Source organism: Streptomyces sp. NBC_01257 (assembly GCF_035917255.1).
GTDB lineage: Bacteria > Actinomycetota > Actinomycetes > Streptomycetales > Streptomycetaceae > Streptomyces.
Genome location: NZ_CP108472.1, coordinates 296,249 through 317,597, shown reverse-complemented (window position 1 = coordinate 317,597; position 21,349 = coordinate 296,249). Strand labels below are relative to the sequence as shown.

At 71.7% G+C, this 21,349-nt stretch carries 9 protein-coding genes; 7 read left to right on the top strand and 2 right to left on the bottom strand.

Features of this window, described 5'->3' with window-relative positions; translation table 11 throughout:
- Nucleotides 1–17 precede the first annotated feature (17 nt).
- A complete protein-coding gene (locus OG408_RS01375) occupies nucleotides 18–374 on the top strand; it encodes a hypothetical protein (RefSeq protein ID WP_326667593.1) in 357 nt (118 codons plus the stop codon).
- Here OG408_RS01375 and OG408_RS01370 read toward each other — a convergent pair.
- Nucleotides 364–1,184 (bottom strand): IS5 family transposase gene (locus tag OG408_RS01370; protein WP_442806118.1). Its coding sequence is split into 2 segments (ribosomal slippage): nucleotides 364–842 and nucleotides 842–1,184, totalling 822 coding nucleotides; the frame shifts between segments, so codons are not numbered across the junction. The two genes, OG408_RS01375 and OG408_RS01370, sit on opposite strands and share 11 nt — an antisense overlap.
- Nucleotides 1,185–1,481: 297 nt before the next feature.
- On the opposite strand from OG408_RS01370, the gene OG408_RS01365 reads away from it, so the two are divergent.
- Nucleotides 1,482–5,573 carry a S8 family serine peptidase gene (locus tag OG408_RS01365; RefSeq protein WP_326667590.1) on the top strand — a complete coding sequence of 1,364 codons (4,092 nt, stop codon included), beginning with the start codon at nucleotides 1,482–1,484 and terminating at the stop codon, nucleotides 5,571–5,573.
- Nucleotides 5,574–5,598: 25 nt separating this feature from the next.
- Here OG408_RS01365 and OG408_RS01360 read toward each other — a convergent pair whose 3' ends face one another.
- Nucleotides 5,599–6,429, bottom strand: a complete 831-nt coding sequence (locus OG408_RS01360) for a helix-turn-helix transcriptional regulator (RefSeq protein WP_326667588.1) — start codon at nucleotides 6,427–6,429, stop codon at nucleotides 5,599–5,601.
- Between the two features lie 195 nt (nucleotides 6,430–6,624).
- Between OG408_RS01360 and OG408_RS01355 the strand changes: the two genes are divergently transcribed.
- From OG408_RS01355 to OG408_RS01335, 5 genes are all read left to right on the top strand, one after another.
- The gene (locus tag OG408_RS01355; protein ID WP_326667586.1) at nucleotides 6,625–10,377 is read left to right on the top strand and encodes a S8 family serine peptidase; all 3,753 of its coding nucleotides are present in this window, start codon (nucleotides 6,625–6,627) and stop codon (nucleotides 10,375–10,377) included.
- 269 nt (nucleotides 10,378–10,646) lie between these two features.
- A complete protein-coding gene (locus OG408_RS01350; RefSeq protein ID WP_326667584.1) occupies nucleotides 10,647–13,943 on the top strand; it encodes a S8 family serine peptidase in 3,297 nt (1,098 codons plus the stop codon).
- Between the two features lie 222 nt (nucleotides 13,944–14,165).
- Nucleotides 14,166–15,023: a helix-turn-helix transcriptional regulator gene (locus OG408_RS01345; protein ID WP_326667582.1), complete on the top strand. Its 858-nt coding sequence runs from the start codon at nucleotides 14,166–14,168 to the stop codon at nucleotides 15,021–15,023.
- A gap of 147 nt (nucleotides 15,024–15,170) precedes the next feature.
- Nucleotides 15,171–17,330 (top strand): S8 family serine peptidase, encoded by a 2,160-nt coding sequence (locus tag OG408_RS01340; protein WP_326667580.1) that lies wholly within the window; start codon nucleotides 15,171–15,173, stop codon nucleotides 17,328–17,330.
- 416 nt (nucleotides 17,331–17,746) lie between these two features.
- The gene (locus OG408_RS01335) at nucleotides 17,747–21,337 is read left to right on the top strand and encodes a S8 family serine peptidase (RefSeq protein ID WP_326667579.1); all 3,591 of its coding nucleotides are present in this window, start codon (nucleotides 17,747–17,749) and stop codon (nucleotides 21,335–21,337) included.
- The last annotated feature ends 12 nt before the right edge of the window (nucleotides 21,338–21,349 follow it).

Sequence of the window (21,349 nt, the reverse complement as noted above, 5' to 3'; positions counted from 1 at the left end):
CATGAGAGTCTCCTGGTATGAGCTACGACCTTGCTGTCTGGGAAGGCGAGAGGCCTACGGATGACAAGACCGCGGGCCGAATCTTCAGCGGCCTGTACGACCGCTACATCGACAGCGAGGTTGGAGAGCCTCCTTCCGAACGCATAGCGACCTACGTGGCTGCGTTGCTTGAGCGGTGGTGCGACCTCACCGAGGACGAGGAGGACGCCTCGCCCTGGTCAACCGGGCCGTTGATCCGCGAAGCCAGTGGTCCGCTGATCTACTTCCCCATGCGCTGGAGCATGGCCGAGGAGGCGTCCGCGTACGCGGCGGCCGTGGCGGGGTCCATGGACCTGGTCTGCTTCGACGTACAGCAGAACCGGCTCAGGCCGTGAGTGGGACAGCCAATCGGCGATAGCAGATGAAGGCTGCGGCTATGCCGACGAAGGCGAGGAAGTGCTCGGGCTTTCGTTCGTAGCGGCGGTGGAGGCGGCGGCAGCCGGACAGCCAGGAAACGGTTCGTTCGACGACCCAGCGGTGGCGGCCGAGCCGTTGCGAGGACTCGATGCCTCTCCGGGCGATGCGATGGCGTATGCCGCGTCCGCGGAGCCATCGCCGCAGGTGGTCGTAGTCGTAGCCCTGGTCCGCATGCAGCTTCGCGGGGCGCCTGCGGCGCGGGCCGCGGCGGGAGCGGATGGGTGGGATGCCTCGGATGAGCGGTTCCAGGCCCTGGCTGTCGTGCATGTTGGCGCCGGAGATACCCAGCGACAGTGGCAGTCCGTTCCGGTCCGTGACCAGATGGATTTTCGATCCCAACTTGCCACGGTCGGTCGGATTCGGTCCCGTCAGAAGCCCCCTTTTGACGCCCGGACACTGACCGAGTCGATCGCGCACCGCGACCAGTCCAACCCACCCCGGGCCCCGAGCTCGTCCAGGACCACGCGGTGGAGCCGGGCCCAGACCCGGTCCGCGCTCCACTGGGCGAACCGCCGATAGACCGTCTGCCAGGCCGGTCCGAACACCGGTGGGAGCTGTCTCCACGTACACCCCGAAGTGGCCACGAAGACGACCGCAGCCAGAACTTCACGGTCACCGGCCCGACGTCGGCCCCCGCCCTGCGGACGCCGCACCTCCGTGGGCGGCACCACTCGCTGGAACAACTCCCACAACTCATCCGGCACCAGCCGCTCAACCAGATCCGTCATGCACAGGCCAACGAGCGTGCACGCCATAAGAAACGACGTCTTAAGGCATGCCGGCGACCCGCCACCCCGGGCCCCTGCCCGCGGTCCGGCTTCGTCCCATGGACCTTCCGGGACGCAACCGACCCCCCAGCCCCCTCGTCCCGCACGCCCGTCGGCCGGATCAGGACCGCCTCGCCGGTGATGGCGGTTTGACGACACGTCGTGAAGCCGCCAGCGGCGGCCCTTCCGTCTTGCTCCGCCACGCGCCGATGATCGTGCGAACGTCCCCGGCGCAGCCCAGAGCGGAGCAAGGCAGAGATGACGCACGTCCCGGAACGAAGAGGCCTGTCCCTGGTGATGGCGGCCGCCGTCCTTGCCGCCGTGGCGGGCGCGGCACCCGCGGCCGTCGCCGCACCGAACCCGAGCTCCACGCAGAGCGCCGGCAGCGTGCTCGCCTCCCTGGACGGCCAGGAGCGAGAGGCACTGCACCGGATGGCCACCCTGGACCTGGGCGGACTCCACGTCACGGACAAGGCGCTGAAGTCCGCCGACCCCGTCGACGTCATCGTGCAACTGCGGACGCCGCCCGCCAGGACCGCCCGTCTGCTCGCCGCCGCCGAGGGGCGCAGCCTCAGCGAGACGGACGCGAGCGCCGCGGTCACCGAGGCCCAGAGTGCGTTCCGTGACGTGCTGAAGGACATGTTCCCCGCGAAGCGGGCGACCGCGGGGAAGTCCGGCCGGCAGTCCCAGGCGCCCCGGCTGCACCGCAGCTACACCCACAGCTTCGACGGGGTCAGCCTCAGGCTGCCGGGTGACCGGGTCGCCGAGCTGCTCGACCACGCGGAGGTCGCCTCGGTGTGGCCCGACACAGCCGTGAAGGCGCTCTCCGACCCGGAGACCACCTCGGCGGGCAGCCAGGAGACCGGCAGCGCCGAGGACGGCGTGGCCCGCCTGCACGCCGAGGGCATCACCGGCAAGGGCGTCAAGGTCGGCATCATCGACACCGGCATCGACTACCGGCACCCCGACCTCAAGGGCGTGTACAAGGGCGGCTACGACTTCGTCGACGACGACGCCGACCCGATGGAGACCACGTACGAGGACTGGAAGGCCTCCGGCCAGGCCGAGACCAACGCCGGTTCCACGTATTACACCGAGCACGGTACCCACGTCGCCGGCATCATCGCCGGGCAGGGCGCCGACGCGAAGGCGCGTGCCGCGCACGGCGTCGCCCCCGACGCCTCCGTGCACGCCTACCGCGTTCTCGGTCCCTACGGCAGCGGCAGTACCAGCAACATCCTCGCCGCCATGGACAAGGCGGCCGACGACGGCATGGACGTCGTCAACATGTCGCTGGGCGCCGCCATCAACGACCCGCTCAGCCCGCAGTCCATAGCCGCCGACAACCTGGTCCTCGCGGGCGTCACCACAGTCATCGCAGCCGGCAACAGCGGCCCCAATGCGGGCACCGTCGCCACGCCGGCCGCCGCCGCCCTCCCGCTGACGGTCGGCGCCCACTCCGAACCGCTGACCCTGCCCTCGTACAAGCTGAGCGCCGGATCGGTGACGGCGGAGGGCCGGCTGCTCGCCCAGCCCTACGGCGACGCCCTGGACAAGCTGACGGACGGCTCCCTCGACGTCGTCGACGTCGGCACCGGCACGGCCGCCGGCTACACCGGCAAGGACGTCACGGGCAAGGCCGCCCTCGTCCGGCGCGGCGGCATTCCGCTGGACGAGAAGGTGCGGCGCGCACAGGACAAGGGCGCCGCGGCCGTTCTCCTCGTCAACGACAACGCCGCCGAAGGGCACATCCCGTTCTACATCGGTGAGAACCCGAACTACGTCCCGGCGTTCTCACTGACCGCAGCGGACGGCGCCGCGCTGATGGCGGCCGGTGCCGACGTCTCGTTCACGTCGGCCGGAACCTTCCGCCTCGGCGACGGGTCGCTGGCCGACTTCAGTTCGCGCGGCCCGGTCTACGGCAGCGCCGCCATCAAGCCCGAGGTCACCGCGCCGGGCGTCAGCGTCCTGTCGTCCGTCCCGGCCGACATCGTCGACCCGGCCGGCGGCGACTACACCTACGCGTACGCCCGCCTCAGCGGAACCTCGATGGCCGCGCCGTACGTCGCCGGCACCGCCGCACTGATGCTCCAGCACGACCACCGACTGAGCCCCGACGACATCAAGACGGCACTGATGAACACGGCGACGCCGCTGCCCGGCGACGTCAGCGTGTTCGAGGCCGGTGCCGGAGCGGTCGACCCGTACGCGGCCGTGCACGCCACCACCGCCGTACAGGTCCCGGAGACCACCCCGCACGTCACGGTCGACGGCACGCAGACCGAAGTCGACGCCGTCACCGGCGCGTTGGACCTCGGTGTGCTGCCGGTGGGGCGTGCCACGAGCCTCAAGCGCACCCTGCGCGTGGTCAACGACAGCGGCAGGCCCGTCACGTACGACGTGCGCACGGCCTTCAGCCGAGGCTCCGGCGCTTCCGCGGACGCAGACGCCGCGCACATCACCCTGACCACCAGTGACCGGATCAAGGTCGGAGCCCACGGCAAGAAGTCCGTCGCCGCCGCCCTGCGCGTGCCCGCCGGAGCCCCGGCCGGCTACTACGAGGGCACGGTCACGCTGACACCGCGGAGCGGCAACGGGCTGCCCGCCCTCCACGTCCCGTTCGGCATGCGTGTCGCCGCCTCCGGGTTCGCGGAGGTCGACATGACCAAGTCCGTCATGTCGACGGGACGGGGTTCCGAAGAGGGCGCCGTCGGGTCCGGCGCGGCCACCTTCAACCTGCGGATGGCCGGACAGCTGCGCAGCATCGACATCTTCCTCACCGACGCCGACGGCAAGGACCTCGGCTACGTCGGCGGCATCAACACCGTCGGTCTCACCGAGGGTGTCCTCTACGGCCCCGCGACGGTCGGTCCCTGGTACTTCCCGTCGACCGGTGACAAGGCCACCCCGTTCGACCCGCGCGGCCGCTTCATCGACGACGGCCACTACAAGCTGCGCATCGTCGGCACGGACGCCGCCGGCGGCACCGACAGCGAACTGCGTGACGTGTACGTGGACTCGGAACTTCCCTCGTACCAGGACGCCTACGGAGCCTGGGACCCGGCCCACCCCACCGTCGTCGAACAGCCCGCCGACGCCACGACGTTCCCCGTGACCGGCACTCTGCTGGACGCCCAGGCCGACGACATCCGCGATGCGGGCCTCGACATCGGCCAGAGCGACAACCGCCTGTACTACTCGCTCTACAGCCCGAACGCACCCGAGGGCAGCTTGCCGGTGGCGTCCGACGGGGCCGTGGACGGGCAGGTCAAGACCCCCGTCGGCCCGCCCGTCACGCATCTCAAGCTGTGGCCCACGGACGCGGCGGGCAACATCAGCGGCATCCGCCAGATCAACATCATGAGGAAGGGCACGCCCTACGTGGTCGGCGACGCGAGCGCGTCCTCGGCGCGGGCCGGGGACCGTGTCACGTACACGCTGACCGCACACGAGCTGAAGAACTGGAAGACGTTCACCTCGCAGATCCGCTACGACGACCGGAACGTCAAGCTCGTCTCCATCGAACCGACCGCGGAACTGAAGGCCCACGGCCCCTCCACGATCCGCCGCACCGACGTATCGGCCGGATCGTCCTCGTACAGCACGCTCTCCTTCGATGTCGCCGACAGCGCGGGCCTCAGCGGCGATTCGATGCCGTTGGCGAAGGTGACGTACGAGGTGACCGGTGGGACGGTGACGGCGAACGCCGGCCTGAGTACGGGCAGCACCTCGGCCGTCGACACGGCGGGCACCAAGACGAACCTGAACATCCTGTTCTACGGTGCGGTGCGGATGCTCAACCCGACCTCTACCTTCGTCGCCCGCCCGGCCGTCCAGGCCCTGCTGACCCGGGAAGGCGCCTACGACAATGTCCGCGACCACACCGCCGACGGCATCGAGGCGACGCTCACCGCACCCGACGGCACCAGCCGCGAGGCCGCCGTGGACAAGGCGGGCCGGATCTCCGTCAGCGGGCTGACCCCGTCCGACAAGCCGTACCGGTTCCGGGTCACGGCGCCAGGTCACTTCACCTGGATCGAGGACATCGACCTCGGCCTGGACGGAACCTGGGGCGTCGCGGGCAACACCGCCAGTTCGGCGGCCGCCCTCGTCGCCGGTGACGTCAACGGCGACGACGTCGTCGACGTCCGGGACGCGGCAGCCGTGTACGCGGCGCGGGGGACGGCCGAGCGCGCCGCCGACATCGACCACGACGGCACCGTCGGCGCGAAGGACCTCGCCTGGGTGAAGGACAACTACCTGGCGCAGAACAGCAGGGCCGACCGGTACACCGACCCGGTCAAGCGCCTGCGCGGCAAGTCGCTGGAGGACTACCTGGACCTGATGTAGCCGGACGGCCGTCGTGACGGGGTTCTCAGACCCAGTTGTTGCGCATCGCGTACCAGCCCAGCTGGACGCGTGACGCCACGGCGGCCAGATCCATCAGCGCCCGGACCCGGCGCTGCACCGTACGCGGCGACGTGCCCAGCTGATGGGCCGTCGCCGCGTCCGTGAGTCCGGACAGCATCAGCTGCAGAATGCGGCGGTCGGTGGGACTCAGGTCGCCGTCCTCGCGCAGATACGGGCGCGAGCGGCGCCACACCGACTCGAACAGCTCGATCGCCAGAACCACGAGTGGCGGCCGCAGTTCCAGCGACCGTCCCGGCTCCACCTGGACCATGGCCGTCTCACCGTCCGCGATGAGCAGCTTGATCAACGGCTGGTCGACGACCCGGACCAGGTGGCCCCGTTCCACCCGCAGGTCCAGCGCGCGCAGCGCCGCCGGCTCGGAGAGGAAGTCGCGGTCCACGACGATGCGGTAGGAAGCGTCCGGATTGCCGTCCTTGCGCATCGGCGGTCCATTTCCGTCCGGCCGCTGATCGTCCGGTCCGTCCGGCCCGTCCGGCAGGGTCGTCGGTACGGGCGCCACCGTGTTCGCCCCCGACTGGAAGCCCCACAACGTGGTGCGGGCGGCGTACTCGATGTCGTAGATGCGCCGTGCCTGTTCCTCCCGGCTCTCCAGGACCCGGACGATATGGTCGTCGCTCCCGCCGGCGCCGGATCCCCACTGCCCGAGCAACCGGGCCAGCGCGGCGTCCGCGCCCCGCAGATGGTCCCGCAACTCGGTGAGCGACGCACGCAGGGCAGGACCGGACGGCGCGGAGCCGGCGGGCCGCTGGGAGGGTGTTCCTGGGACGGGCGACATGCGCCCATTCTCGCCGCTCCCGTACACACCCGGCCAGGGACCCCTGTCGCGGCACGTCAGCGGCGTGCGGGTCCGCGGAGTCCGCCCTGTCGTGATTACGCCATGGCGGCCTCTCGCCAGCCCGAACGCCCCTATGAGGCACCGGAATTGGTGACGCTTCTGGTTCAGCACCCTTTCGACCAGGAGTTGTTCCCTGTGAGACGCATCAGACCATGGCGGACCACCGCCGCCGGGCTCGCGGCCGTTGCCCTGCTGGGCGTCGGCATACCCGCGGCCCAGGCCGGACCCGCCACCACCACACCTGTCACGGGCAGCGGGACCGACACCGCCCGCACCGTGACCGTCACCCTCGTCACCGGTGACGTCGTCGACGCCCGGGTCGACCACGACGGCCGGGTCCTCTCGGCATCGCCCCGCCCCGTGGACGGCACCGACCACCCCGCCGCCGTATGGCAGGACGGCGACCGCACCTACGTGTTCCCGCAGGGCGTCGAGAAGCTCGTCGACGCCGGACTCGTCGACGTGCGCCTCTTCGACATCGGCCGGCTTGTCGCCGACGGCTACGACGACGTCCACTCCGCCACCATGCCGGTGATCGTGGAATACGCCGGGGGCCGCATGCCGCGCACCGCCCGCCCCGGCGTCAGGACGACCGCCGCGCTCGACTCCATCGGCGGCGCCGGACTGGCCGTCACCAAGACGTCCGCCGCCGGCGCCTGGAAGGACCTGGCCCCGGCGAAGGACTCGGCCCGTACGGCCGGCGGCGTCACCAGGATCTGGCTCGACGCCAAGGTCCGGGGGAACGCCGTCGACGCACTCGGTACCCCGACCGTCCCCCTCACCGGAGCCGCCACCGCGCACAAGGCGGGGCTCGACGGGTCCGGCGTCAAGGTTGCCGTCCTGGACACCGGTGTGGACGCCGGCCACCCCGACCTCGCGGGCCGGATCAAGCAGACCAAGGTGTTCGTCCTCAACCAGGACGCCCAGGACCGCACCGGCCACGGCACCCACACCGCGTCCACGATCGCCGGAACGGGCGCCGCCTCCGCCGGTCGGTACGCGGGCATGGCCCCGGGCGCAGACCTCCTCGTCGGCAAGGTGCTCGGCGACGACGGCTCCGGCACCCTCAGCGGCATCGTCGACGGCATGGAGTGGGCCGTCGCCGAAGGTGCCCAGATCGTCTCCATGTCCCTCGGTGCTGACGGCTCCACCAGCTGCACCGGGCCGGATGTCGAAGCCGTCCAGCGGCTCAGCGGCAAGGCCCTGTTCGTCATCGCGGCGGGCAACGCCTCGCTGCGCGGCACCGTCTCCACGCCGGGCTGCGCACCCGGAGCCCTCACCGTCGGCGCCGTCGACCGCAAGAACGAGACGGCGTCCTTCTCCAGCCGCGGACCCTCCGCCGACGGGATCAACGCCAAGCCCGACATCGCCTCCCAGGGCGTCGACGTCGTCGCGGCCCGCGCGGGCGGCCGTGACGCGCAGGCGTACCAGTCGATGTCCGGCACCTCCATGGCAACCCCGCACGTCGCCGGCGGCGCCGCGCTCCTGCTCCAGCAGCACCCGGGCCTGGCCCCCGCCCGCCTCAAGGCGCTGCTCACCTCGTCGGCGAAGGGCACCGACGCCCCCGTCCTCGACCAGGGCGCCGGGCCGATGGACGTGGCCCGGGCGACCACCCAGCCGGTTGTCGGCGACCCCAATCCGCTGCTGGGCGACTTCGCGTACCCGCAGGCCGGACTCGACGCGGTCGACCGTGCGGTCACGCTGACCAACGTCACGGACAAGGACGTCACGCTCACCGTCGCCGTCGGCGACGTCCGCGGCGACGACGGCTCCCGCGTCCGCGGCTTCGCCTCGGCCGCCCGCACCCGGGTCACCGTCCCCGCGAACGGCACCGCCGACGTTCCGGTGCGCATCGACCCCGCGGCGAAGCTCGACGCTGGCGACTACGGCACCCTCACCGGCCGCCTCGTCGGCACGGGCGCGCACGGCGTGCGCGTCACCGTTCCGTTCGGCGTGCACCTGGAGGTGCCGTCGGCCGACCTGACGGTCAAGGGCTTCGACCGGCACGGCGACCCGGCGTCGTCGCTTTCGGCATTCCAGCTGTTCGACGACCACCGCGACAGCGCTGGGCGGTACACGATCGGCTACCCGACCGCCGGCAGTACCACGATCCGGGTGCCGCTCGGCAGCTACTCCCTCAGCGGGATGATCATGACCAGGGACGAGCCGGGCGACATCGGCAGCGTGGCCTCGGTGTCCCAGCTCTACCGGCCGGAGCTCACCGTCTCCGGCGACACCACCGTCACCCTGGACGCCCGCGACGCCGAGCGGGTCGCGTGGGACACCGACCGGGCGAGCCGGCCCAACGGCTTCGCGATCGGCCTGACCTACGGACTGGACGACACCGGCCGGATGCTCGCCGGTTACGCGACCTCGGTTCCGTCGTACGTCAAGGAGATCTACGCCCAGCCGGTCCGGTACGCCGACAAGGTCACCTTCCTCGCCTCCGTACGGCAGACCGCGCCGCAGGCCCGGTTCACCACGGGCGGCGGACGGGTCCTGGACTCGCTGCCGGTGCAGAAGGCCACCGAGTTCGACGGCCGGGGCTCCGCCGAAGTCGTCGCGATCGGCAAGGGAACGGACGCCAACTTCGCGGCCCAGGACCTGAAGGGCAAGGTCGCCCTGGTGGACGCCGGGACGGGCGGCGGCAACGCCTACCTGTGGGACACCGCTGCCAGGAAGGCCGGAGCCGCCGGTGTGCTGGCCGCGGTCCCCGACAGCAAGGGCCGCTTCCAGATCACCGGCCCCGAGGGGGGTCTTCCGCAGGCCACCATCACCTGGGACGACGCCCTCACGCTGAAGGCGGAGGCCGGGCAGACGGGTTCGGCGAAGCTGAGCTGGTCCGGCACGGCGACCGCGAACAGTCCGTACGTCTACAACCTGGCGTACACCTCGAAGGACGCGATCCGCCCCGGCATCCAGCGGGTCCGTGACAGCAAGCTCGCCGTCACCGACGCCCGTTACCACGTGCAGCAGGCCACGGGCGACACGACGTACTGGTCCGATGTGAAGGTGGGCCTGCCCGGCTTGGCCGCCGTGTGGGCCGGTGGCACGACGCTGCCGCTGCACGCCCCGCAGCAGCGCACCGAGTACTTCACGCCGTCCGGAAGCGAGGGGCTGACCTGGACCACGCTGATGCGCCGGGACCTCGGCACGACCAGCGGCACCGCGTACGACGGACCGCGCGCGGTGCGGCAGGGTGCGTCCACGGCGAACTGGTACAAGTCGCCGTACGGCCCCGTGCGCAACACCTACAGCCCCGCGCTGATGACGCGTAACAGCAACCGGCTCACCTTCACCATCGCCCCGTTCGGCGACGCCGGGGGTCACGACTCCACCATCGCCCGGCTCGACTCCGGCACCCGTCAGCTGCTCGTGAACGGCGAGCCGCAGGCCCAGGTCTCGGGCATCTACGAGATGCCCCGGGAGCAGGCCGACGTGACGTTCCGCCAGTCGTGGCAGCGGCCCGCCACCGGCATCGACCGCACCGGGCTGGCCTACAGCACGGAGTGGAACTTCCGCTCCGGCGCCGCCGACCAGGGTGCCCAGCGCCTCCTCGTCCCGGTGCTCGACCTGCCGTCCGATCTGCGCAACTCCCGCCCGGCGGGCGAGGCGACGACGATCGGTGTCGGCGCGGTCGTGGACGGTGCGGACGGACCGGTCGCCCTGCAGGACGCCCGCGTCGAGTACGGCTACGGTGAGCAGGCCACCACGGCCGCGGTCACCGACTGGCACCCGGCACGGATGAAGCGGTCGCACGGGACCTGGCAGGCGGTCGTGCCCGGTGGCGTCCCCGCCGGCACCTTCGTCCATCTGCGCGTCACGCTCGCCGACGGACACGGGGCGCGGGTCGGCCAGACGATGATCCGCGCGTACGAGGTCCGCTGAGACACGCCGCGGGGCCACCCCTTCCGGGACGGCCCCGCGGCGCACGGACATCGGCCAAGGACGGCAGGACGTCCTCGGAATTCGAGGATCACGACATGTACGCCACCGAGCCGGGGCCGTCACACGACGGCCCGGCCCTTTCGTGTGCCCCGGCGCGGTGGCGGGTCTACGACGCGTCGTCAAGTCGCCACCACTCAAGCGTTGTTGAAGGTCCCTGCGCTGCGAGGATGCGACGAATCCATGCTCCATGAACCTTGGGGGTTCCCTTCATGCAGGTCAGATCCATCGTCGCCGCCGCCGGTCTGGTGGCAGCGACGCTCATACCCGTCACCGTCGCGCACGCAGCCGGCCCGCCTGGCCCGGCCGGCACCACCGCCCGGCCCGAGGCGCCCGCCACCTTCACGGTGCCGCTGCCCACCGGCGACACCGTCACGGTCGAACGCTCCGGCGCCGCCATCCGCTCGGCCACCGTCAGCCCGGCACCCGGCCGCGAGGACGTCTCCTTCACCACCAGTTCCGTGGGATCGGACGACATCAGCGTCATCCCCTCGGACGCCGATCCGCTGCTCGCCGCCGGCCGGCTCGACCCCCGCCTCTTCGACGTCAAGGCGCTGCTGGAGGCCGGTTACGGCACGAAGGGCACCACCGCCGACGGCGGCGTGGGCATGATCGTCCAGCACGCCAAGGGCGCCGGCGCCGCGCGGAAGGCCCGTACGGCGGCCGGCGTCGCGGCCCGCCCCGGCCACGCGATCCCCCGCCTGGGCCTGACCTCGCTCGACCCGCGCGGCCGCACGGACGCCGCCGCCACCTGGAAGCGCCTCACCGGCACCGGCCGCTCGCTGGCCGGCGGTGCGAACAAGCTCTGGCTGGACGGCCGGATGCACGTCGCCCTGGACAAGAGCGTCCCGCAGATCAACGCTCCGCAGGCATGGTCCGACGGGTACACCGGCAAGGGCGTCACCGTCGCCGTCCTCGACAGCGGCTACGACTCCGACCACCCGGACCTGGCGGGCCGGGTGAGCGTCTCGTCCAACTTCCTCGGCGGCGACACCGCCGAGGACGACAACGGCCACGGCACCCACGTGGCCTCCACCATCGCCGGCGTCGACAGCACCTACCGCGGCGTGGCCCCAGACGCGTCGCTGGCCGTGGGCAAGGTCTGCGACAACACCGGCTCCTGCCCGACCTCGGCGGTTCTGGCCGGCATCGACTGGGCGGTCAACACCGTCCACGCCAAGGTCGTCAACATGAGCCTGGGCGGGCCGGCCGACGAGACGGACCCCGCCATCGCGGCCATCAACGACCTGTCGGCGAGCAGCGGCACGCTCTTCGTCGTCGCCGCCGGCAATGACGGCGAGTACGGCACCGGCACGGTCGGGGCGCCCGCCATCGCCAACGCCACCCTCGCCGTCGGCGCGGTCGACGCCGACGACGAACTCGCCGCGTTCTCCAGCCGAGGCCCGCGCCCCGGTGACAACGCGGTCAAGCCCGACATCACGGCGCCCGGCGTCAGCATCGTCGCCGCGAAGATGGGCGGCGGCCACACCTCCAAGAGCGGTACGTCGATGGCGACGCCGCACGTGGCGGGCTCCGCCGCGCTCGTCGCCCAGGCGCACCCCGACTGGAACGGCGAACAGATCAAGACGGCGCTCATGAACAGCGCCGAGCCGAACACCAAGCGCGCGCCGTACCAGCAGGGCACCGGCCGGGTCGACGTGGGCACCGCCGTGCGGCAGACGGTCCTCGCCTCCCCGGCGAACCTGACGACGACGGCCGGCTGGTCCGACGGCGCCGGCAAGGACACCGAGCACACCATCACCTTCACCAACAACGGTGACAGCGCCACGACGCTCGACCTGGCCATCGAGAAGCCGCTCTCGCCCACCGCCCAGCCGGGCAACGCCGGGCAGTTCTCGGTCGACCGCGACCAGGTCACCGTCCCCGCGCACGGCACCGCGACCGCGACCGTCACCACCCGCGCCACCCTGCTGCCGCACGGCCCGTGGTCCGCGGTCCTTACCGCCTCGCAGGACGGCACGCCCGTCACCCGTACGATCCTCGCCGTGAACAGCCCCGTGCCCAGCCACCAGGTGACGGTCCACGCCGAGCAGCGCGACGGCACGCCGGCCACCGGCACGGCCCTGCTGGTCAACCGCTGGACCGGCGACCGCTACCCGGTCCGCCTCACCGCGGGCACCGGAACGCTGACCGTGCCCGAGGCCCAGTACTGGATCGGCATGACGATCACCAGCGGCACCGGCACGGAGCGCACCACCACCATGGCCGCCACCTCCGTCACCCCGATCGAGGACACCACGGTCGACCTCGACGCCCGCACCGCCGTCCCGGTCGCCGTCGACGTCCACGACCCGGCCGCCCGTGCCACTGCCGTACAGGCCGCGCTCGCGCTGCCCGCCGGCACCGGGATGTACACGCTGAGCGTGGTCACCACCGGCGAGCGTGCCGGACAGACCCTGTACGCGACGCCGTTCGCAGAGGGGGACGCCAAGTACCGTACGTTCGCCGTGTTCGCGTCCAAGGACGCCTCCACGGAGGCACCCAGCCCGTTCTTCTACCATGTGGCACGGACCTGGAACGACGGTGTGCCGGCCGGCCCCGCCTTCTCGGTCCACCGCCGTGACCTGACCGACGTACGCGTCCACCTCGACGCCCAGGGCGCTCCTGCCGCCGGTACCACCGGGGCCACGCCGGACGACGACGCCCTGCTGCCGCTCTTCATCGACCAGCAGGTCCGTTTCCCCTCGATCGTGCGTGACTACCGCACAGCCGGTGAGTGGCTCGACCGGGCCACGATCGCCGGCCGTCAGTCGATCGCGACCTCGGCACAGACCTTCGGCCCGCACGCCCTGCGCCGACTGGACTTCGCGGCCGCGGTGGTCGGACCGGCGCTGCCCGCCGTGGCCGCCTACCGGGTCGACGACACCGTGGTCTGGGCCGGAACGCCGTGGTTCGTCGACGGCGACGGCACCCGCGGCGGCTCCGACTGGGGCGCCACGGGAACGCTCAAGCTCGCCAAGGACGGGCAGCAGGTGAGCCAGTGGAGTGCCATCGGCAGCGCCAAGTCCGTCGCGGCCCCGGCCGGTCCGGGCCGGTACACCCTGGACGCGGACCTCACCCGTGACCAGGCCTATGCCGCCCTGTCCACCCGGGTGCAGGCGCAGTGGGCCTTCGACTCGGACACCGACGCAGGGGCCGGCACCGTCCTGCCGCTGATGGCCGTCCGCTTCACCCCGCACGGTCTCGACGAGTCCGGCGGAGCACGGTTCCTCGCCGTGACGCGAGTCGACCTGGCCGTCCAGCGTGCCCCGGGCGCCGCCGAAGCCACCGTCGGCCCCACCCGGCTGGAAGTCAGCTGGGACGACGGGGTCACCTGGCACACCGTCAAGGTGACTGCTGGAAAGCATGGTTCGCCGGAGCACGCCTATCTGATCGCCCCCCTCCGCGCCTCGTACGCGACCCTGCGCGCCACGGTCGCGGCGAGTGACGGCAGCTCGGTGAAGCAGACCGTCACCCGGGCCTTCCAGGTCAACAAGTCCCTCGGCTAGACGGGACCCGAGCGGGCCGGCTCCTTCTGGGGAGCCGGCCCGCTTTCACGTGCGCGGGGGTGGCGAGGATACGACATGACGTACTTTCGCCATCGTCGCCTCCCGGACAGTGGCGCGCCGCTCAACGGCCGGTAATCCCAAGGTGAACGGGCCCTTCCGTGCTTCCGCCGGGCGGCTCCGGGCCCGGGGAGGCGGTTGTGGCCTTCGGCGAGACTGAGGCCCATGTCCACGTCCAAGCCCCCGCCCGATCCCGGAAATCCCGCGAGGACCACCGAGGTGCCGGAGCGTGCGTCTCGTCCGCTCGCCCGCCACCCCGCGAACGACGACGCGCCGGAGGACACGGAGGAGAGACTGCGGGCCGTCTTCCGGCAGCTGGGGGAGGACCTGCGGCGCGCCGAGTCGGCCGTGGCCGGCCTCGTACGCGCCCGGCCCGCGGACGACGGTCTGGTGTACGTGGAGACCGTCGACGGCCCGGTGGACCAAGGGCGCAGGGTCCTGGAGCTGGAGACCGGCGCCCGGCACACGTTCCAGGCGTTCCTGACCGGACTGAACACCGTCACACCGGTCCCGAGGACCTTGACGTCGCCTGCGGACGCTGCGCCGCCCGGGTTCGACTCGGTCCCCGGGGTCACCTACCAGCTCCTGGTCGACCGCGACTTCCTCGCCGAACCGGCGGCGGTGGCCGCCCTGGAGGAGCGGGTGCGCCGAGGTGAGCAGGTCCGGGTGATCGACAGTCCTCTGCTGAAACTGGCCATCGCCGACGGTGAGGTCGGCATGGTCCAGCTCGGCCCGGAGCGCGCGGTGCTGCTGCGGCAGCCGCTCACCATGCTGGTCACCGAGCTGTTCGCGACCGCGTGGCGGCACTCCCGTCCCTATCTGCGCGAGGTGGCCGAACTCGCCCCGGTCGACCGGCAGATCCTCCAGCTGATGCTTTCCGGCCTCACGGACGCGGCCACCGCCAAGCAACTGGGCACCTCGCCGCGCACCGTCCAGCGAAGACTGCGGGCGCTGATGGACCTGGCGTCGGTGACGTCCCGGCTCCAGCTCGGCTGGTACGCCATGCGCAACAACTGGATGTGACGGCCGGCCGCACCACCGGGTGGCGAAGCGGCGACAGTGCGCACGCTGTCGCACACTCGCCACCGGTACGCCTTGTCGTGGCGCGCGGGCATCCGCGAGGCTCCGGGGATCTCCCTGCACTTCCCCCGTGTCGACAAGGAGCCCCGCGTGCCCGGATCCAGACGGTTCCCCCTACTGGCGGCGGCCGCCGCCCTCGCCCTGAGCGTGAGCGGCCTCGGCCAGACGCCAGGTGTGGCCGCTCCGTCCGTCCCCGAAAGCCCCGGCCCGGCAGCGCAGCCCACGGAGCATCAGGTCACGCTCGTCACCGGCGACGTGGTGCGTCTGACCCAGTGGCCGGACGGCCGCCGCTCGGCGATGCTCGTCCCCGCGGAGGGCGGCGCCGTCCGCCACAACGCGTTCATCAGCGAATCCTCCGACGGCCTGTTCGTCGTCCCCGAACAGGCGCAGGAACTGGTCGACGCCGGCAAGGTCGACGCGCGGTTGTTCAACGTCAGCGCCCTGGTCGAGCAGGGGTACGACGACGCGCGCTCCGCCGACCTGCCACTGATCGTCTCCTACGGCTCCGGCGCCCGCGCGGCCCGTGCCGCCGTGCCCGACGGCGCCGCGCGCACCCGCACGCTGACAAGCCTCGGCGCCGCCGCGCTCCGTACGCACAAGAAGCGGGCCCGGACGTTCTGGGACGAGGCGGTGCGCCCGGGAGGCAAGGACGCGAGGACCGCGCTCGACGGGGGCATGACCCGGATCTGGCTCGACGCCAAGGTCACGGCCTCCCTCGACCGGAGCGTCCCGCAGATCGGTGCCCCGGCCGCCTGGCAGGCCGGCTACGACGGCAAGGGCGTGAAGGTCGCCGTGCTCGACAGCGGCATCGACGCGACCCACCCCGACCTGAGCGGCAAGGTCGTCGAGTCCCGCAACTTCATCACCGAGGGCGACACCGCGTCGGTGGTCGACAACAACGGCCACGGCACCCATGTCGCCGACACCGTCGTCGGCAGCGGCGCAGCCTCCGGCGGGAAGTACAAGGGCGTCGCCCCCGGCGCGCAGCTCGTCATCGGCAAGGTGCTCGACAAGAACGGCCAGGGGAGCACGTCCGCCGTCATCGGCGCCATGGAGTGGGCCGCGCACACCGGTGCCAAGGTGATCAGCATGAGCCTGGGCAGCGGCCCCGGCAACGGGGACGATCCGTCCAGTCTGGCCGTCGAACGCCTCACCGCGGAGACCGGCGCGCTGTTCGTCATCGCGGCCGGCAACGACGGGCCCGCGCCGAACACCGTCTCCAACCCCGCCGCCGCCCCCTCCGCCCTGGCCGTCGCGGCCGTCGACCACAACGACGCCACCGCGTCGTTCTCCAGCCGGGGCCCGCTCACCAACGGCTCGCTCAAGCCCGACATCGCCGCGCCCGGCGTCGGTATCGTCGCGGCCCGCGCCACCGGTACCTCCAAGGGCCAGATCGTCGACGATCACTACACGGCGCTCAGCGGCACCTCCATGGCCACCCCGCACGTGTCGGGCGCGGCGGCGATCCTCGCCCAGGAGCACCCCGACTGGTCGCCGCAGCGGCTGAAGGACGCCCTGATGTCGACCTCCGAGTCCGTGGCGGGGGCCACGGGATACGAGCAGGGCGCGGGTCGGGTGGACATCGGCCGGACAACGGCCCGGACGCTCTTCGCGACCGGTTCCGTCTGTTTCGGCTTCTTCAAGTACGGCGCGGCGAACGAGCCGGTCGCCCGCACCGTGACCTACCGCAACGACGGTGACATGGCGCAGATCCTCGACCTGTCCGTACGCGGTGACAACGGCCTCGGCACCCCGCTGCCCGCCGGCATGGTGACCCCTTCCGCCGACACCGTCACCGTGCCGGCGCACGGCACCGCCGAGGTCGGCCTCACCGCAGATCCCGCGGCCGGACCGAGCGGCCGGATCAGCGGGACGCTGGCCGCCGAGGCGCGCGACGGATCGGCCACCGTGCACACCGAGTTCGGTCTGGTGAAGGAGGACCGGGTGGTCGCCCTCACCGTGCACGCCGTCAACCACACAGGGCAGCTCGCCTACCGCAACAGCGACGTGAGCCTCTACAACCTGGACACCGGCGCCCTCTCCACGCTTCCCCTCAACGCCAAGGGCGGCGTGGTCTTCCGCGTGAAGCCGGGCACGTACAGCCTGATGGGCTTCCTCGCCGGGTTCGACGAGGCGGGAAAGCAGGTCATCCCCAAGGGCTCCGGCTTCGTGTCGTTGCGCATCGGCGCCGAGGACGCCGACGGCAACTCGGTGCAGCAGACCATCACCCGGGCGTACGCCGTGAATTGACGGGAGCGGCCCGCCCCGCCGGGTGCCCCCGGACGCCATCGCGTCCGGGGGCACCCGGCGTCCCGGCGGCATTCCCATGCCCGTCCGGACGAACGGTTGGCGAGAGCGCGTCATGTCGCCAACTCGCCAGCCCCGCACCCCCGGTGACCTGCTGTGTCCGACCCATACTGCTGTGTGGTCACCCCCTTGCGAACGTCCCACGACTCATGCGTGGACTTCCTGTGAAGGAGCGTGCGTGTTGCGGCAACTTCCCTCACGGCGACGCGTCATCGTCGCCTCCTCGCCCCTGGGTGTCATGGGCCTGCCAAGGCAGCCGGGCCCCGGGCTGACCCCCGCCCCTTCGCCGGCGTGACGGCCCCGGCCGGCCCACGCCCCGGCCCGCCCCTGCTCATATCCTCCGGAAAGAGAGTTCGCACGTGAGACAGCAACTCGCGCGACAGCACGGCCTGCTGGCCGCCGCGCTCACCGTGGCCATGGGGGTGCCGCTCCTCGCAGCGGTCCCCGCCACCGCCGACCCCGCACCGTCACCCGCGGCCGACCTGCGGGCCAAGGCCGACACCGAGGTGGTCCAGCAACTGGACAAGAAAGACACCACGACCTTCTGGGTGCAGCTCGGATCCAAGGCCGACACCACGGGCGCGAAGCGGGCGAAGACCCGGGTGGGCCGGGACAAGGCCGTCATCGCGGCCAAGAAGCAGCACGCCGTCACCACCCAGGCCGGCATCGAGGCCCTGGTGAAGAAGGCGGGTGCGCACTCCACCTCGTACTGGATCAGCAACACCCTCAAGGCCACCGGCGACAAGGCCCTCGCCCAGAAGATCGCCGCCCGCCCGGAGGTCGCCTCCATCGCGGCCGACAAGCTCCTCCAGCTGCCCGACGAACTGCCCGCCGAGCAGGAGCCGACGGTCGACGGCGTCGAGTGGAACCTCGACAGCATCAACGCGCCCAAGGTCTGGGACGAGTTGGGCATCAACGGAAGTGGCACGGTCGTCGCCAACATCGACACCGGCGTCGACTACCAGCACTCGACACTGATGAACAAGTACCGCGGCCTGAAGGCCGACGGCGCATACCAGCACGAGTACAACTGGTTCGACGCCACCGCCAGCTGCCCGGGCGACGCCCCCTGCGACGACCACGGCCACGGCACCCACACCATGGGCACCATGGTCGGGGACGACCGTGACGGCAACAAGATCGGTGTCGCGCCGGGCGCCCAGTGGATCGCCGCCAAGGCGTGCACCCCGCTCGGCTGCGAGCAGGACGCGCTGATGGCCGCCGGCCAGTGGATCCTCGCGCCCACCGACCGCAACGGCGAGAACCCGCGCCCGGACCTGGCCCCCGACGTCGTCAACAACTCCTGGGGTGCCGACGTCATCGACACCTGGTACACGGACATGGTCCAGGCGTGGACCGACGCGGGCATCTTCTCCGCGTTCTCCAACGGCAACGCCGGCCCCGACTGCGCCACCGCAGGTTCCCCGGGCGCCTACACCAACAGCTACGCCACCGGTGCCTTCGACAGCGCCGGCGACATCGCGTACTTCTCGTCCCGGGGCACCGGCGAGGACGGTGCCGTCAAGCCGGACATCGCCGCCCCCGGCGTCGACGTCCGTTCGGCCGCCCCAGGCGGCGGATTCGCCGTCATGTCCGGTACGTCGATGGCCTCACCGCACACCGCCGCCACCGTCGCCCTGATGTGGGCGGCATCCCCGGCGATACGCGGCGACGTCGCGGCCACCGAACGTCTCCTCGACCGCACCGCCCACGACGTGGATGACACCACCTGCGGCGGCAGCGCCGAGAACAACAACGTCTTCGGCGAAGGCCGACTCGACGCCTACGAGGCCGTCGCATCCGTTCCCCGCGGCCCGCTCGGCGGCCTCACCGGCACCGTCACCTCGGCCGGCGCACCGCTGGCCGGCGCCACCGTGGAACTCGACGGGCCGATGAACGCCCTGGCCGACACCCGCGCCGACGGCACGTACAGCCTGCCGAAGCTCATGGTCGGCGACTACAAGGTGAAGGTCACCAAGTTCGGCTACACGACCGCCGAATCGACCGCCACCGTCACGGAGGGCGGCACCGCCACCCGCGACCTGGCCCTCGCCCTCGCGCCCATCGGCACGCTCACCGGCACCGTGACCACGCTGTCCGGCCCCGAGGCCGGCGCGAAGATCGTGGTGGCGGGTGCCCCCGCCGACACCGCCACCAAGACGGCGGCCGACGGTACGTACGCGCTCCGGCTCCCGGCCGGTGACTACCAGCTGACGATCACCCCGGTCGCCCGGTGCGCCACGATCGGTTCGTTCGGCGTCCAGGTCGTCGAGGGCGACGGTGCCAAGAACCTCACCCTGCCCAACCGCGGCGACCGGTTCGGCACCGTGTGCCGGACCACGCACGACACCACGTTCCCCTCCGGCGCCACCAAGCTCAGCACCAGCAGCGACTACGACGGCTCGGCCACGGTCAAGTTCCCCTTCCCCGTGGCGCTGTACGGCAAGACGTACCGGCAGGCCGGCGCGAACATTGAGGGCTACCTCAGCTTCGAGACGTCCAACAACCTCAGCGCCAACCGGACCGTCCCCTACCCGGGGCTCCCCAACGGCTCCCTCTACCCGTTCTGGGACAACCTCCAGCTGGCCACCGACGGCGGCGACATCTACTGGTCGGCCCGCGGCACCGCCCCGCACCGCGAGATCGTCGTGGAGTGGCGGAACGCGGTGACGTCCGCCGCGCGCACGCAGAGGCTCGACTTCTCCGTGGTGATCGGCGAGGACGGCACGTACTCCTTCCACTACCGCAATCCCACCGGCGGCGACTACGCGAAGGGCCTGGGCGCCACCATCGGGGCCGAGAACGCGGACGGCACCGACGCACTGGCGTACTCGTACAACGAGGCGTCCGTGAGCGACGGCCTGGCGGTCGAGTTCCGGCCCACCCGCAGCGCGGCCCTGACCGGCACCGTCATCGACGCCAACGACTCCAAGGCGCTCGCCGGAGCCACCGTCACCGTCGCGCGTGACGGCGAGCCCGTCGCCACCGGCACCACGGGGTCCGACGGCACGTACCTGGTGCAGACGCCGGTGACCGGCGACAAGACCGACTACGACGTCACCGTCACCGCCGCTCACTACGGCGCGGGAACTCGTACCGTCGCCCTCGCCACGGGCTCCACGGAACAGTTCTCCACCGCGCTGACCACCGGAAAGGTCACCGCCACCCCGGCCGCCGCGACGACCGTCGTCGTTCCCGCCGAGGAGAGCCGCCAGCGCACCCTCACCCTCGCCAACTCCGCCTCCGAATCCGGCTACACGGTCACCGAGGCCACTGGCGCCTCCTGGTTCAGCGCCGCGCCCGCACAGGGGCAGTTGGCCAAGGGCGGCGAGCAGAAGGTCGTCCTGACCTTCGACACGCACGGCGTGGCGCCGGGTACCGCTCTCAAGGGCACCGTCGTCATCGCCTCCGACAGTGGCCGCGCCCCGGAGATCAAGATTCCGGTCACCGTGTCCGTGCCCGCCTACCGCACGGCGATCGACGCCGGCGGGGCCAAGGCGTACACCGACTCCGCGTCCGACGCCTGGACCCCGGACCGGAAGTACACCGCCGGCTCGTACGGCTTCGTCGGCCAGTCCATAAAGACGAGCACCACCAACGCCATCGAGGACACCACCGACGACAAGCTGCTGCGCACCGCCCGCGAGGGCGCTCTCGAGTACCGCTTCGACCAGGTGCCGAACGGCACCTACCAGGTCGAGCTGGACTTCGCGGAGCTCGGCAAGGTCACGGCCGGACAGCGTCTCACCGACGTCCTCGCCGAGGGCTCCGTCCGCCTGCCCGACCTGGACATCGTCGCCGAGACCGGCGGCAGCTACCGGGCGCTCGCCAAGTCCTTCACGGTCACCGTCACCGACGGCCAGCTGAACGTCCGGCTGGTCGCCACCGGCGCCGAGAAGACCCTCGTCAACGCCGTCCGTGTCACCCAGCGTCCCGACCTGAGCAGCTGACCCGATGAGGAA

Excerpts from the sequence above, each read along its gene's own strand:
- OG408_RS01375 (WP_326667593.1), top strand. The coding sequence starts at position 18 with ATGAGCTACGACCTTGCTGTCTGGGAAGGCGAGAGGCCTACGGATGAC.
- OG408_RS01365 (WP_326667590.1), top strand. The coding sequence starts at position 1,482 with ATGACGCACGTCCCGGAACGAAGAGGCCTGTCCCTGGTGATGGCGGCC.
- OG408_RS01360 (WP_326667588.1), bottom strand. The coding sequence starts at position 6,429 with ATGTCGCCCGTCCCAGGAACACCCTCCCAGCGGCCCGCCGGCTCCGCG.
- OG408_RS01350 (WP_326667584.1), top strand. The coding sequence starts at position 10,647 with ATGCAGGTCAGATCCATCGTCGCCGCCGCCGGTCTGGTGGCAGCGACG.
- OG408_RS01345 (WP_326667582.1), top strand. The coding sequence starts at position 14,166 with ATGTCCACGTCCAAGCCCCCGCCCGATCCCGGAAATCCCGCGAGGACC.